The organism is Streptomyces muensis, from assembly GCF_021474425.1.
Lineage (GTDB): Bacteria > Actinomycetota > Actinomycetes > Streptomycetales > Streptomycetaceae > Streptomyces > Streptomyces muensis.
In genome coordinates this window covers 1-12,757 of record NZ_JAKEIP010000241.1, presented here as the reverse complement: position 1 = coordinate 12,757, position 12,757 = coordinate 1, and the positions used below count along the sequence as shown (strand labels likewise).

At 69.1% G+C, this 12,757-nt stretch carries 13 protein-coding genes; 5 read left to right on the top strand and 8 right to left on the bottom strand.

What is annotated here, in order from left to right:
- Window positions 1-81 precede the first annotated feature (81 nt).
- The 5 genes from L0P92_RS35375 to L0P92_RS35355 form a co-directional block, all read right to left on the bottom strand.
- The gene (locus tag L0P92_RS35375) at window positions 82-534 is read right to left on the bottom strand and encodes a heat shock protein transcriptional repressor HspR (RefSeq protein ID WP_234767151.1); all 453 of its coding nucleotides are present in this window, start codon (window positions 532-534) and stop codon (window positions 82-84) included.
- Window positions 535-539: 5 nt separating this feature from the next.
- Window positions 540-1,721: a molecular chaperone DnaJ gene (gene dnaJ, locus L0P92_RS35370; RefSeq protein ID WP_234767150.1), complete on the bottom strand. Its 1,182-nt coding sequence runs from the start codon at window positions 1,719-1,721 to the stop codon at window positions 540-542.
- A gap of 36 nt (window positions 1,722-1,757) precedes the next feature.
- Window positions 1,758-2,414, bottom strand: coding sequence for a nucleotide exchange factor GrpE (gene grpE, locus L0P92_RS35365; RefSeq protein ID WP_234767149.1), 657 nt, complete (start codon window positions 2,412-2,414; stop codon window positions 1,758-1,760).
- Window positions 2,414-4,261 (bottom strand): molecular chaperone DnaK, encoded by a 1,848-nt coding sequence (gene dnaK / locus L0P92_RS35360; RefSeq protein ID WP_234767148.1) that lies wholly within the window; start codon window positions 4,259-4,261, stop codon window positions 2,414-2,416. Before dnaK ends, grpE begins: the two co-directional genes overlap by 1 nt.
- A gap of 94 nt (window positions 4,262-4,355) precedes the next feature.
- Window positions 4,356-5,420, bottom strand: a complete 1,065-nt coding sequence (locus tag L0P92_RS35355) for an MraY family glycosyltransferase (protein ID WP_234767147.1) — start codon at window positions 5,418-5,420, stop codon at window positions 4,356-4,358.
- A gap of 184 nt (window positions 5,421-5,604) precedes the next feature.
- Between L0P92_RS35355 and L0P92_RS35350 the strand changes: the two genes are divergently transcribed.
- Both L0P92_RS35350 and L0P92_RS35345 read left to right on the top strand, forming a co-directional pair.
- Complete coding sequence (locus L0P92_RS35350) at window positions 5,605-7,887, top strand: (Fe-S)-binding protein (RefSeq protein ID WP_234767146.1); 2,283 nt, start codon at window positions 5,605-5,607, stop codon at window positions 7,885-7,887.
- 118 nt (window positions 7,888-8,005) lie between these two features.
- Complete coding sequence (locus tag L0P92_RS35345; RefSeq protein ID WP_234767145.1) at window positions 8,006-8,299, top strand: zinc-ribbon domain-containing protein; 294 nt, start codon at window positions 8,006-8,008, stop codon at window positions 8,297-8,299.
- Window positions 8,300-8,353: 54 nt separating this feature from the next.
- On the opposite strand, the gene L0P92_RS35340 is transcribed toward L0P92_RS35345, so the two are convergent.
- On the bottom strand, window positions 8,354-9,055 hold the full coding sequence (locus tag L0P92_RS35340; protein ID WP_234767144.1) for a DUF2637 domain-containing protein: 702 nt from the start codon (window positions 9,053-9,055) through the stop codon (window positions 8,354-8,356).
- A 353-nt stretch (window positions 9,056-9,408) separates the two neighbouring features.
- Here L0P92_RS35340 and L0P92_RS35335 point away from each other — a divergent pair, with 353 nt between their 5' ends.
- Complete coding sequence (locus L0P92_RS35335) at window positions 9,409-9,855, top strand: GNAT family N-acetyltransferase (protein WP_234767143.1); 447 nt, start codon at window positions 9,409-9,411, stop codon at window positions 9,853-9,855.
- A gap of 35 nt (window positions 9,856-9,890) precedes the next feature.
- Here L0P92_RS35335 and L0P92_RS35330 read toward each other — a convergent pair whose 3' ends face one another.
- Window positions 9,891-10,559, bottom strand: a complete 669-nt coding sequence (locus L0P92_RS35330) for a nitroreductase (protein ID WP_234767142.1) — start codon at window positions 10,557-10,559, stop codon at window positions 9,891-9,893.
- 125 nt (window positions 10,560-10,684) lie between these two features.
- On the opposite strand from L0P92_RS35330, the gene L0P92_RS35325 reads away from it, so the two are divergent.
- Window positions 10,685-11,335, top strand: coding sequence for an FMN-dependent NADH-azoreductase (locus tag L0P92_RS35325; protein WP_234767141.1), 651 nt, complete (start codon window positions 10,685-10,687; stop codon window positions 11,333-11,335).
- Between the two features lie 40 nt (window positions 11,336-11,375).
- Here L0P92_RS35325 and L0P92_RS35320 read toward each other — a convergent pair whose 3' ends face one another.
- Window positions 11,376-11,888: a MarR family winged helix-turn-helix transcriptional regulator gene (locus L0P92_RS35320; protein ID WP_234767140.1), complete on the bottom strand. Its 513-nt coding sequence runs from the start codon at window positions 11,886-11,888 to the stop codon at window positions 11,376-11,378.
- 166 nt (window positions 11,889-12,054) lie between these two features.
- Between L0P92_RS35320 and L0P92_RS35315 the strand changes: the two genes are divergently transcribed.
- The coding region (locus L0P92_RS35315; RefSeq protein WP_234767139.1) for an FG-GAP repeat domain-containing protein at window positions 12,055-12,757 on the top strand (703 nt) is incomplete at its 3' end.

Here is a 12,757-nt window from a genome sequence, read left to right as displayed (position 1 = left end):
GCCCGCCCCCAGCCCCCACCAAACGCGCAGAGGCCCGGAGGTTCACCAGAACCTCCGGGCCACAACCAGCCGAACGACGCGTCAGTCGGACTGCTTCCGCTTCGGCGGCCGCCACACCACCAACGCACTGGTCTGCTGCACTTCCTGATACGGCACCAGATCCCGCCGATACGACGCGTGCACGGCGGCCTCCCGCTGCTGCATCGCCACCGCCGCCCCCTCGACGGCCGCCTGCAACTCGGCCACCCGCGACTGCAGCGCCGCGACCTGGTTCTCCAGTTCGATGATCCGCTTGATACCGGCCAGGTTGATGCCCTCGTCCTGCGACAACTGCTGGACGGTGCGCAGCAGTTCGATGTCACGGGCCGAGTAGCGCCGCCCCCGCCCGGCCGTGCGGTCGGGCGAGACCAGACCGAGGCGGTCGTACTGGCGCAGGGTCTGCGGGTGCAGGCCGGAGAGCTGGGCCGCCACCGAGATGACGTAGACCGGGGTCTCCTCGGTCAGTTCATACGGGTTGCGTCGACGACCGTCCATCTGACTCATGCTCCCTTCGCGGCCTGGAACAGCTCCGCCCGCGGGTCCTCGCCCGCGGTCGCCTCGCGATACGCCTCCAGTGCGTCACGAGCCTTCCCCGTCAGGTCCTTCGGAACACTCACCTCGACGGTGACCAGAAGGTCGCCGCGGGTGCCGTCCTTGCGGACCGCGCCCTTGCCCCGCGCCCGCATGGTGCGGCCGTTGGGCGTGCCGGGCGGCAGTTTCAGGGTGACCGGCGGTCCGCCCAGGGTGGGGACCCTGACCTCGCCGCCGAGCGCCGCCTCCGTGAAGGTCACGGGGACGGTCACCGTGAGGTTGTCGTCCTTGCGGCCGAACACCGGGTGAGTGTCGACGTGCACGGTGACGTACAGGTCACCGGCCGGACCGCCGCGCTCACCGGGCGCCCCCTTGCCGCGCAGCCGGATCCGCTGCCCGTCGAAGACCCCGGCGGGGATACGGACCTGCATCGTCCGCGACGACTTCGCCCGGCCGCTGCCCTTGCACTCCATGCAGGGGTGCTCGGCCATCAGCCCGCGTCCCTTGCAGTCGGGGCAGGGGTCGGTCAGCGAGAAGCCGCCGCCCGAGCCCCGCGCCACCTGGCCGGTGCCGACGCAGGTCGGGCACACGCGCGGTGTGCCGTTCTTGTCGCCGGTGCCGGCGCAGGCCTTGCAGGGTGACTGGGAGGACATCCGCAGCGGGACCGTCGCGCCCTCGATCGCCTCGGTGAAGCTGAGGTTGACCTCGGTGTCGATGTCCTGGCCGCGCCGGGGCTGGGTACGGGTCGTGCCCGCGCCACCGCGGTTGAACAGGCCCCCGAAGACGTCACCGAGTCCGCCGCCGAAGCCGCCGGCTCCCCCCTGGCCGCCCTGGGCGCCGCCTCCGAAGAGGTCGCCCAGGTCGAAGTTGAAGGAACCGCCGCCCGCGCCCGGCCCCGGGCGGAAGCCGCCGTTGCCGAAGAGGGCGCGCGCCTCGTCGTACTCCTTGCGCTTCTTGGGGTCGCCGAGGACGTCGTTCGCCTCGGAGATCTCCTTGAAGCGCTCCTCCGCCTTGGCGTTGCCCTTGTTGGCGTCCGGGTGGTACTCGCGGGCGAGCTTGCGGTACGCCTTCTTGATCTCGGCCTCGGTGGCGTCCTTGGGGACGCCGAGGACCTTGTAGAAGTCCTTCTCGATGAAGTCCTTGGTGCTCATCCTCGACGTCCCTCCTCTCTCGTCGTCAGTTCAACGTCAGCCCTCGTCCGGGCCACCGCTCTCCTTGTCGTCGGCCGCCTCGGTCGCCTCGTCGGCCTTGACGGTCTGCGCGCCCGGCTGGGGCTCGGCGACGGCCACCCGCGCGGGGCGGATGGTGCGCTCGCCGATGCGATACCCCGGCTGGAGAATCGCGACGCAGGTCGTCTCGGTGACGTCCGGCGCGTACGAATGCATCAGGGCTTCGTGGATCGTCGGGTCGAAGGGCTCGCCCTCCTTGCCGAACTGCTGGAGGCCCATCTTCGCCGCGACCGTCTCCACCGACTCCCCGACGGACTTGAACCCGCCGACGAGTTCTCCGTGTTCCCGTGCGCGGCCGATGTCGTCGAGCACGGGCAGGAGCTCGGTCAGGAGGTTCGCGATGGCGATCTCCTTGACCGCGATCCGATCACGCTCGACTCGGCGGCGGTAGTTCTGGTACTCGGCCTGGAGCCGCTGGAGGTCCGCGGTGCGCTCACCGAGCGCGGTACGCACCTGGTCCAGCTGGGCCACCAGACCCGCGTCTGCACTGCCGTCCCCGGCCGGGGCCGCCCCCTCGCTGTTCGACGAGGGTGCGGCCTTCGACTCGGCGCCGTCGGGGGTCGCGCCGGAGGGGACGTCGGGCTTCTCCTCGAAGCCCGGGGTCTCCTCCGTCATTACGCGACACCGTCCTTGCGCTCGTCGTCCACGATCTCGGCGTCGACGACGTCGTCGTCAGCGGCCTTGCCACCGGCGGTCGCGCCCTCGGGGCCGCCCGCGGCCTGCGCGCCCTGGGCGTCGGCGTACATGGCCTGGCCGACCTTCTGGGAGACCGCGGCGACCTTCTCGGTGGCCGTGCGGATCTCGGCGGTGTCCTCGCCCTTGAGCGCGGTCTTCAGCTCCTCGACGGCGGCCTCGACCTCGGTCTTGACCTCGCCGGGGACCTTGTCCTCGTTGTCCTTGAGGAACTTCTCCGTCTGGTAGACGAGCTGCTCGCCCTGGTTGCGGGTCTCGGCGGCCTCGCGGCGGCGGTGGTCCTCCTCCGCGTACTGCTCGGCCTCCTGGCGCATCCGGTCGACCTCGTCCTTCGGCAGCGAGGAGCCGCCGGTGACGGTCATCTTCTGCTCCTTGCCCGTGCCCAGGTCCTTGGCGGTCACGTGCATGATGCCGTTGGCGTCGATGTCGAAGGACACCTCGATCTGCGGGACGCCGCGCGGCGCCGGCGGCAGACCGGTCAGCTCGAACATGCCGAGCTTCTTGTTGTACGCCGCGATCTCGCGCTCGCCCTGGTAGACCTGGATCTGCACGGACGGCTGGTTGTCCTCGGCCGTGGTGAAGATCTCGGACCGCTTGGTCGGGATCGTGGTGTTGCGCTCGATGAGCTTGGTCATGATGCCGCCCTTGGTCTCGATGCCGAGGGACAGCGGGGTCACGTCGAGGAGCAGGACGTCCTTGACCTCACCCTTGAGGACACCGGCCTGGAGCGAGGCGCCGATGGCGACGACCTCGTCCGGGTTCACACCCTTGTTGGCCTCCTTGCCGCCGGTCAGCTCCTTGACGAGCTCGGCGACGGCGGGCATACGGGTGGAGCCACCGACGAGGACGACGTGGTCGATCTCGTTGATGGAGACGCCGGCGTCCTTCATGACGTTGAAGAACGGGGTCTTGCAGCGCTCCAGCAGGTCGGCCGTCAGCTGCTGGAACTGAGCCCGGGTGAGCTTCTCGTCCAGGTGCAGCGGGCCCTCGGCGGAGGCGGTGATGTAGGGCAGGTTGATCGAGGTCTCGGTGGACGAGGACAGCTCGATCTTCGCCTTCTCGGCGGCCTCGCGCAGACGCTGCAGCGCCATCTTGTCCTTGGCGAGGTCCACGCCGTGACCGGACTTGAACTGCTGCACCAGGTAGTCGACGACACGCTGGTCCCAGTCGTCACCACCGAGGTGGTTGTCACCGTTGGTGGCCTTCACCTCGACGACGCCGTCGCCGATCTCCAGCAGGGACACGTCGAAGGTGCCGCCACCGAGGTCGAAGACGAGGATCGTCTGGTCGTCCTTGTCGAGGCCGTACGCGAGCGCGGCCGCGGTGGGCTCGTTGACGATACGAAGGACGTTCAGACCGGCGATCTCGCCGGCCTCCTTCGTCGCCTGGCGCTCGGAGTCGTTGAAGTACGCCGGGACGGTGATGACCGCGTCGGTCACCTTCTCGCCCAGGTAGGACTCGGCGTCCCGCTTGAGCTTCTGGAGGATGAAGGCGGAGATCTGCTGCGGGTTGAAGGGCTTCCCGTCGAGCTCCATCTTCCAGTCGGTGCCCATGTGACGCTTCACGGACCGGATGGTCCGGTCGACGTTCGTGACCGCCTGGCGCTTGGCCACCTCGCCGACGAGCACCTCACCGTTCTTGGCGAAGGCGACGACGGAAGGCGTGGTCCTGGCGCCCTCGGCGTTGGTGATGACGGTGGGCTCGCCGCCTTCAAGAACGCTGACGACAGAGTTAGTCGTGCCCAGGTCGATGCCGACCGCACGTGCCATGGTGAATTCCTCCAGCTGACTTGAGTGGAACGGACTCAAGTGTGCATGACGGCTTCCACTCGGTCAACAGAGCTGAGTCGACCCCACTCAACTCTTATCCGTTCCTTACACGCAACCGGGCTCCTACCTGCGACGATGTGGCCTGAGCGGGCGGGCGGACCGTACCCCCCACGGGAAAAGAGGGTTGACGGCGAGGGCCGTAGGGCTTGATGTGCAGGAGGGCGAAGACGGCGATGAGGGCGGCGCCCGCCACCCACAACACCCGGACCTCAGCCATCCATCCCATGTGCACGAGGACACCGACGAGCACCGCGGCGAAGGCCCCGAGACCCAGGAGCACGGTCACGCCCTGCGGGGTGAGGCCGACCCGGCGCAGCCGGTGGGCGACATGGTCGGGCCCGCGCCGCAGCAGCGGCCGCCCGGCCAGCCGACGGGACAGCGCGACCAGGAGTACGTCGGCGGTGGCGAGTGCGGTGAGCGAGTAGAGCACGCCGATGCTCGACACGGGGTCGTGCCCGGCGCGGGTCATCACGGCCGACGACGCCAGCACGAACCCGACGAACAGCGACCCGGACGCCCCGAGCCCGATCCGCGCGGGGTGCCAGTTCTGCATCAGGAAGCCGGTCAGGGCGGCGGCCAGCACGCTCAGCAGCACCGCGAGCTCGTCCATCACCTCGGCCGCCGCACAGACGCCGACCCCGAAGGCGGTGACGACCCCGACGGTGCCGACCAGGGCGTCCGCGTGGTCGAGCGCCTTGAAGCCGATGGTGACCAGGACGATCCAGCCGATGGCCGGCAGGGCCAGCAGGAAGCCCGTGTCGCCGTACGGCACCACACAGGCCGCCGCCACGACCGTGCCGCCGACCAGGAACCGTGCCTTCACCCGCCGTACGTCCGCGATCAGCCCCAGCACGGCCACGGCGCCGGCGGCGATCAGCAGCCGCCCGATCTCCGGGCCCAGCGGGGCGAACCGGGTCCACTCACCGGCGGCGGCCACCAGGCAGGTCACCAGCGCCACGGCCACCCCGCCGAGCAGGGGCAGCGGCCGCTGCCGCCGGCGGTCGAGGATGCCGAAGCGCAGGGCGGGCAGCCGGAGCAGCGCCGCGAGGGCGGCGGCGAGGAGGAGGGCGGTCGTGGCGGCGGCGATCCCGTAAAGCACGGGGATAGGTTAGTGCCGTATATACCATTTCGGGATGAATAACACGATCTGTTCTTAAGGCAAGCCTCAGCGACTCAGATCACCCCGCACCTGGCTACAGTGCGATGGAGGATGCAGGTAGTCTCAGAGGACTGCATAAGTTACCGCTTAGTAATGTCGCCTCGCAGGCCCGAGGAGCCCCGAAATGCAACTCGCCGCGATCATCGTGTCGCTGGTCCTGATCGTGGTCGGCGTGGCACTGTTCGGCCGCGCCCTCCTCCAGATCTTCAACTTCCTGCGGCTCGGCCAGTCCGTGCCCGCCGGGACCCGGACCAACGACCCCTACCAGCGGACCGTCACCCTGGTGAAGGAGTTCCTGGGGCACACCCGGATGAACCGCTGGGGCATCGTCGGCATCGCGCACTGGTTCGTCGCGATCGGCTTCTACACACTGCTGCTGACGATCGTCAACGCCTTCGGCCAGCTCTTCAAGGCCGACTGGATCCTGCCGGTCATCGGCGACTGGGCGCCGTACAACATCTACGTCGAGTTCATCGGCACCATGACGGTGGTCGGCATCGCGACGCTGGTCGTCATCCGGCAGCTGTCCCGGCCGGGCCGGGCGGGCCGCAAGTCCCGCTTCGCGGGCTCGAACACCGGCCAGGCGTACTTCGTCGAGGCGATCATCCTGATCGTCGGTGTCTGCATCTTCATGCTGCACGCGCTGGAGGGCGCGCAGCACCACGTGGACGGCTACGAGGCCTCGTTCTTCATCTCGTACCCGGTGGTGCACTGGCTGGAGGGCATGGACCTCTCCACGCTCCAGAACCTCACCTACTTCTTCGCGGGACTGAAGATCGCGGCCTCCTTCACCTGGATGATCGTGGTCTCGCTGAAGACCGACATGGGTGTGGCCTGGCACCGCTTCTTGGGCTTCCCGAACATCTGGTTCAAGCGCAACGCCACCGGTGAGACCTCCCTGGGTGCCCTGCTGCCGATGACCTCCGGCGGCAAGCCGATCGACTTCACCGACCCCGGCGAGGACGACGTCTTCGGTGTCTCCCAGGTCGAGCAGTTCTCCTGGAAGGGCCTGCTGGACTTCTCCACCTGCACCGAGTGCGGCCGCTGCCAGTCGCAGTGCCCCGCCTGGAACACCGGCAAGCCGCTCTCCCCGAAGCTGCTGATCATGTCGCTGCGCGACCACGCGCACGCCAAGGCCCCGTACCTGCTGGCCGGCGGCGGCAAGACCATGGAGGGCGAGGAGAAGGCCTCCGAGGAGCAGCTGAAGGACGTCCCGGCCGCGGCTCTCGCGGAGGCCGAGCGCCCGCTGATCGGCACCGCCGAGGAGAACGGCGTCATCGACCCGGACGTCCTGTGGTCCTGCACCACCTGCGGCGCCTGCGTCGAGCAGTGCCCCGTCGACATCGAGCACATCGACCACATCGTCGACATGCGCCGCTACCAGGTGATGATCGAGTCCGCGTTCCCGTCCGAGGCGGGCACGATGCTCAAGAACCTGGAGAAGAAGGGCAACCCCTGGGGCCTGGCGAAGAAGCAGCGCCTGGAGTGGCTGAAGGAAGTCGACTTCGAGGTGCCGGTCGTCGGCAAGGACATCGAGGACCTCACCGAGGTCGAGTACCTGTACTGGGTCGGCTGCGCCGGCGCCCTGGAGGACCGGGCCAAGAAGACCACCAAGGCCTTCGCCGAGCTGCTGCACATGGCGGGCGTGAAGTTCGCCATCATGGGCGGCGACGAGAAGTGCACCGGTGACTCCGCCCGCCGCCTCGGCAACGAGCCCCTGTTCCAGGAGCTCGGCATGGAGAACGTCATGGCTCTGAACATGGCGTTCGGCGAGGAGATGGACGACGACGGCAAGGTGACGGAGGAGTCCCGCAAGCCCAAGTCGGCCAAGAAGATCGTCGCCACCTGCCCGCACTGCCTGAACACGATCGGCAACGAGTACCCGCAGATCGGCGGCGACTACGAGGTCATCCACCACACCCAGCTGCTGCAGCACCTCGTCGACGAGGGCAAGCTGGTGCCGGTGACCCCGGTCGAGGGCATCATCACCTACCACGACCCCTGCTACCTGGGCCGCCACAACAAGATCTACACGCCTCCGCGCGAGATCATCGCCAACGTCCCGGGCCTTCGGAACGAGGAGATGCACCGCCACAAGGAACGCGGCTTCTGCTGCGGCGCCGGTGGTGCGCGGATGTGGATGGAGGAGCGGATCGGCAAGCGCATCAACAACGAGCGCGTCGACGAGGCTCTGTCCGTCAACCCGGACATCGTGTCCACGGCCTGCCCGTTCTGCCTGGTCATGCTCACGGACTCCGTGAACGGCAAGAAGAACGATGGCAAGGCCAAGGAGTCCATCCAGGTCGTCGACGTCGCCCAGCTGCTGCTGGAGTCCGTCAAGACGCCGGTCGACCCCGAGGACACGGCGACGACGGAGAGCGAGCCGGAGCCCGAGCCGGTGAAGTAGCCGGGCCGGTGAGGTGACCGAGCCCGGCAGCACCACGGCGCCCCCTGTTCCGTATGGGACAGGGGGCGCCGTGTTGCGGCAGGCTGTAGACAGGAACTGATCGGAAAGGACCTCCGACGTGATCATCTTCGGCACCAAGGGCTACCTGTACCAGCTCGCGATACTGACGCTGGTGTGCGGACAGTGCGGCAACCCCTCCGCGCACACCCTGCGCAAGCGCGTCACCAAGTTCACGCTGTTCTTCGTGCCGCTGTTCCCCATCTCGACCAAGTACGCGACACAGTGCACCTTCTGCGGCGCGGAGCAGAAGGTGACCGGGGAGCAGGCGGAGCAGCTGCAGGCGCAGGCCCTCTCCGGCGGGCAGGGCGGTCAGCAGCAGTACGGTCAGCCGCAGCAGCCTTACCAGTCCTGATCCGCCGCCGGACACCGCCGACCGGGCATTTCCGTCCGGACACCCCGGGCCGGGCTACGACTTCGGCTGCTTGGGTCCGTTGATCGCGTCGGCGGCGTGCCGGGGGCCGGGCCGCGAGGAGAACTGGCCGACGAGTTCACGGAAACAGACCAGGGCGGTGATCGGCGGAATTCCGACGACGACCATCGCCAGCAGGGAATCCGCCGACTGCCCGATGCACAGCGCCACCGCGGTGCCGGAGGAGATCAGCATGACGGCCCAGGAACGGCGAGCGGTACGGCGCTGAACGGATGCCCGCAGAATGGACAGACCCGCCAGCAGCCACGGCCCGTAGACCGTCAGGGGCCACCAATGGGCCAGCTTCGGCGACACCACGAGCAGCGCGATGGAACGCAGCTGATCGTACGAATACGAAATGGACCAGGTGAGCATCGTCACCGCGCACAGGGTGATGAGTGTGACCAAGACCGAGACGGTGAGGAACCTCGGGTTTCGGGTGAGCGTGTGCGCGCCGGGCTGCGGGCGCTTGCGGTGGACCGGGCGGGGCAGTGGCTGCCTGTCCTTGTCCTGCCGGGAGTTCTGCCGGGACGGAACGGGGTCCGGGGTGTGCGTGGCACCGAGCATCTGTGCCAGCTCCTGGTCCAGGTCCCAGCCCTCCGGCGACATCACCGGATCCGGCACCTGCCAGAGGTTCTGCATATCGAGCTGCTGCGTGTAATGAGCCTGTTCGTCTACCGCGTCATAGTCGGCCCTCATTGCTAGAACTGTTCCCCTTCCAGCGCCGCCCGAAGATATTCGCGCTCCATACGACTGATGGTTTTCAGAAAGTCCTCAAGCAGATCCGAGCAGTGCGTGATGCTTTGCGCAGTGGTCTGATCAGCTGTCTGACGCGAACGGAGCGGAGCCTCAGCTGCCTGTTTTTCCTGCCAAGTCACGCCCACCTAACGAGCGCCACGCGGGGCAGGACATCTGGCATTCGGGGGAATATGCGTCAACGGTGATTATCTGGAATATCCAATGACAGGGCCCGTTCGCCGAAATTCAGAATATGTATCGTGCGGTGTTATCGAGGGACTTACCACCGCCCACCACCCGGTAGCGTGGCGATCATGGCGGACTGGAAGCTGCGGGCGGCGGTGCGGGCGGACATCGAGGCGATGGCCGAGGTGCGGGCCGTGGTGTTGCGGGCGGATCTCGAGCGGCTCGGGCGGTACGACGAGCACCGGGTGCGGCAGCGGCTGCGGGACGGGTTCGACGCGGCCCACACCTGGGTGATCGAGGTGGGCGGTGCGTTCGCCGGCTGTGTGGCGCTGCGGCCGGACGGGGACACCCGGTGGCTGGAGCACTTCTATCTCGCCCCGCACGCGCAGGGCCGGGGCATCGGCTCGGCCGTACTGCGCGAGCTGCTCCAGCGGTGCGACCAAGCCGGTGCCCTCGTCCGCCTGAACGTGCTGCAGGGCAGTGCCGCCCGGCGGCTGTACGAGCGGCACGGGTTCACGGTCGAGTCGGAGGACCCGGTGGACGTGTTCATGGTGCGCGGCGCCACCGCGGGCTAGGTATAAAACTGCCGGACCTGCCGAGGCCCTCGGTCTCAGTCGTCGTCGACGAACGTGACCGTCTCCTCCAGCGGCGCACGGCCCGTGCGGGGCGCGTTCACCGTGACGTCCTCGAAGCCGATCGACATGCCGCAGAAGAGGATCAGATCGTCCGGGGGCGAGAGGATCTCCGCGACGGAGCGGTGGTACTTGGCCCACGCCATCTGTGTGCAACTGTGCAGCCCCTCGGCCCGCAGCAGCAGCATGACCGTCTGCAGGTACATGCCGACGTCGGACCACTGGGCCGGCCCCAGGTCGCGGTCGATGTAGCAGAACAGCGCGGCCGGCGCGCCGAAGCAGTCCCAGTTCGCGGAGGCGGCCCGCTGGCGTGCCTCGACGTCCTCGCGCGGGATGCCGAGGGCGCCGTAGCGCTGCTCACCGAAGGCGGACCGGCGCTCGCGGTAGGGGGACTTCAGGTCCGGCGGGTACTGCTGGTACTGCGGCTCGTCCCAGGGCTCGCCCGCGGCCAGGCGCTCACCGGCGCACTTCTTCAGCGCGGCCAGCGGATCGCCGGTCAGTACGTAGGCGTGCCACGGCTGGAGGTTCGACGCCGACGGCGCCCAGGCCGCGGTGGACAGGACACGCTCCAGCACCTCCCTGGGGACCGGCCGGTCGGTGAATCCGCGTACGGCCCGTCGGCTCGTGACCGCTTCGAAGACGTCCAAGGTCGTCTGCCTCCCGTTCGGCGTTGCTCGTTGCGTTCGCGACGGTATCATTCGATACTGTCTCGTGCTTAACTATGGTCGAGTACAAGCCATCACCCTCGTAGAAACACCTCCTGGAGAAAGCCATGGCCACGCTGCTGCACATCGACTCGTCCGTGCTCCCCGGCGAGGCGTCCTCGTCCCGTTCGGTCGCGGCCGCCTTCCGCAAGGCCTGGGAGGAGCAGCACCCCGACGGCACGGTGATCCACCGCGATCTCGCCGCCGACCCCGTCCCGCACATCACCGCCGTCGCCTGGTCCGCCGGCTACGCCGCCCCGGCCGAGCGCACCCCGGAGCAGTCCGCCGCGTTCGCCGTGCGCGAGGCGCTCATCGAGGAACTGGAGCAGGCGGACGCCGTCCTGATCGGCGCCCCGATGCACAACTTCTCGATCCCCTCGACCCTCAAGGCCTGGGTGGACAACGTGCTGCTGCTCGGCCGCACCGCGGGCGAGAACCCCTCCGCCAAGGGCACGCCGGCCATCGTCGTCGCCAGCCGCGGCGGCTCCTACGCGCCGGGCACCCCGCGCGAGGGCTTCGAGTACGTGCGGAACTACCTGGAGGCCGTGCTCGACCGCACCCTCGGCCTCGACCTCGACTTCATCGTCCCCGAGCTCACCCTGGCCCCCCGCAACCCGGCCATGTCGGAGCTGATCCCCCTCTACGAGGCCTCGCGCAAGCGCGCCTTCGAGGAGGCGGCCGTCAAGGCCAAGGAACTCGCGGAGCGCCTCGCGGCGTGACCCCCGGACCGGACGCCGTGTGACGTCTCACCCCCGGAGGTCACACGGCGTCCTCTTCCCCCGCGGGACGGGCGGACTCCCCCGCGGGATGGGCGAACCGGGTCAGCAGGTCCGTCAACTGCTCGGCCTCGCCCGCCCTCAGCCCGGCCACCAGGCGTCCGACCTGCGGCTCCGCCGCCGCATGAGCCATGTCGAAGAGCTCCATGCCCTGCGCCGTGATCTCCACCGCCCGCACCCGCCGGTCCCCCGGCACGGCCTTGCGGACGGCCAGCCCCTTGCGCTCCAGGTCGTCCACGACCCGCATGACCCCCGCCTTGTCGGTCCCCGTCGCCGCGGCGAGGTCGCGCTGCACCGTGGGTCCCTGGTTGACCAGCACGATCAGCACCGAGAAGTGCCGCAGCTCGATGCCGAGCGGCCGCAGCGCCTCGGTCATCACGGTCTGCGCGCGCCAGTGCGCCCGGCGCAGCAGCAGGCCGAGAGCGAAGGGCGACTGGTCACCCGGGCGGTCGGTCGCGCGCGGGGCGGCGGTTCCGGGCGGGACGTCGGCGGTCATGGGGCCACAGTACCGTCACCCACTCATTCGATACGGTATCAATTGAAACCAAATGGGACAGCCCCGCAGGAGTGGCTCGCAGGACTGGCTCGCACTGGACTATCGCCCCCACTCGAACACGTGCATCATGACCCAGTTGTTGCCCCTGGTGCTGACGAGGTGAGCGGTGCGCGCGCGAAGAAGCGGGAAGTGTACGGCGGCCCTGACCGGCACCCTCGGACTCGCCCTCGCGGTCGCCGCCTGCGGCCCCAAGCCGCACGACGACGCCGCGTCGACCCGGCACACCCCCGTCCAGGTGGCCGACGCCCCCGCCCGACTCCCCGTCCCGCACGGCAAGGGCAGCAGGACGCCCGTCGACTTCAACGGCGACGGCCACCGCGACCTGGTCCTCAACGACCTGGTCAAGGCCCAGGAGCACGCCGACGACGCGGGCATCGGCATCGTCTACGGCGGTGAGCGCGGACTCACCCCGGGCGCACGGCAGTTGCTCAGCCCGCGCCGGCAGGCGGCCCCGACCAAGGGCCGGCTCCCGGCCGTCTTCGACGCCGAGGCGACCTGTGACCTGGACGGCGACGGCTTCACCGACCTCGTCGTCTCCACCGACCCGCCCTACGACGGCCAGGGACAGCCGCCGGTGCCGTTGCAGATCCTCTACGGCTCCCCGAGCGGCCTCACCGGCAAGGCGGTCAAGCTGACGATCCCGGCCCGCGCCCGCGTCGGCAACGACTGGCCCGACCAGCCGGTGTGCGGCGACTTCGACGGCGACGACGCACAGGACCTGGTCGTCCACGCGTCCGGCGGCCGACTCAGCTTCCTGCGCGGCCCGTTCACCCGCAAGGGCAGCCCCCGCGCCGCGCCCGCCCCCATCC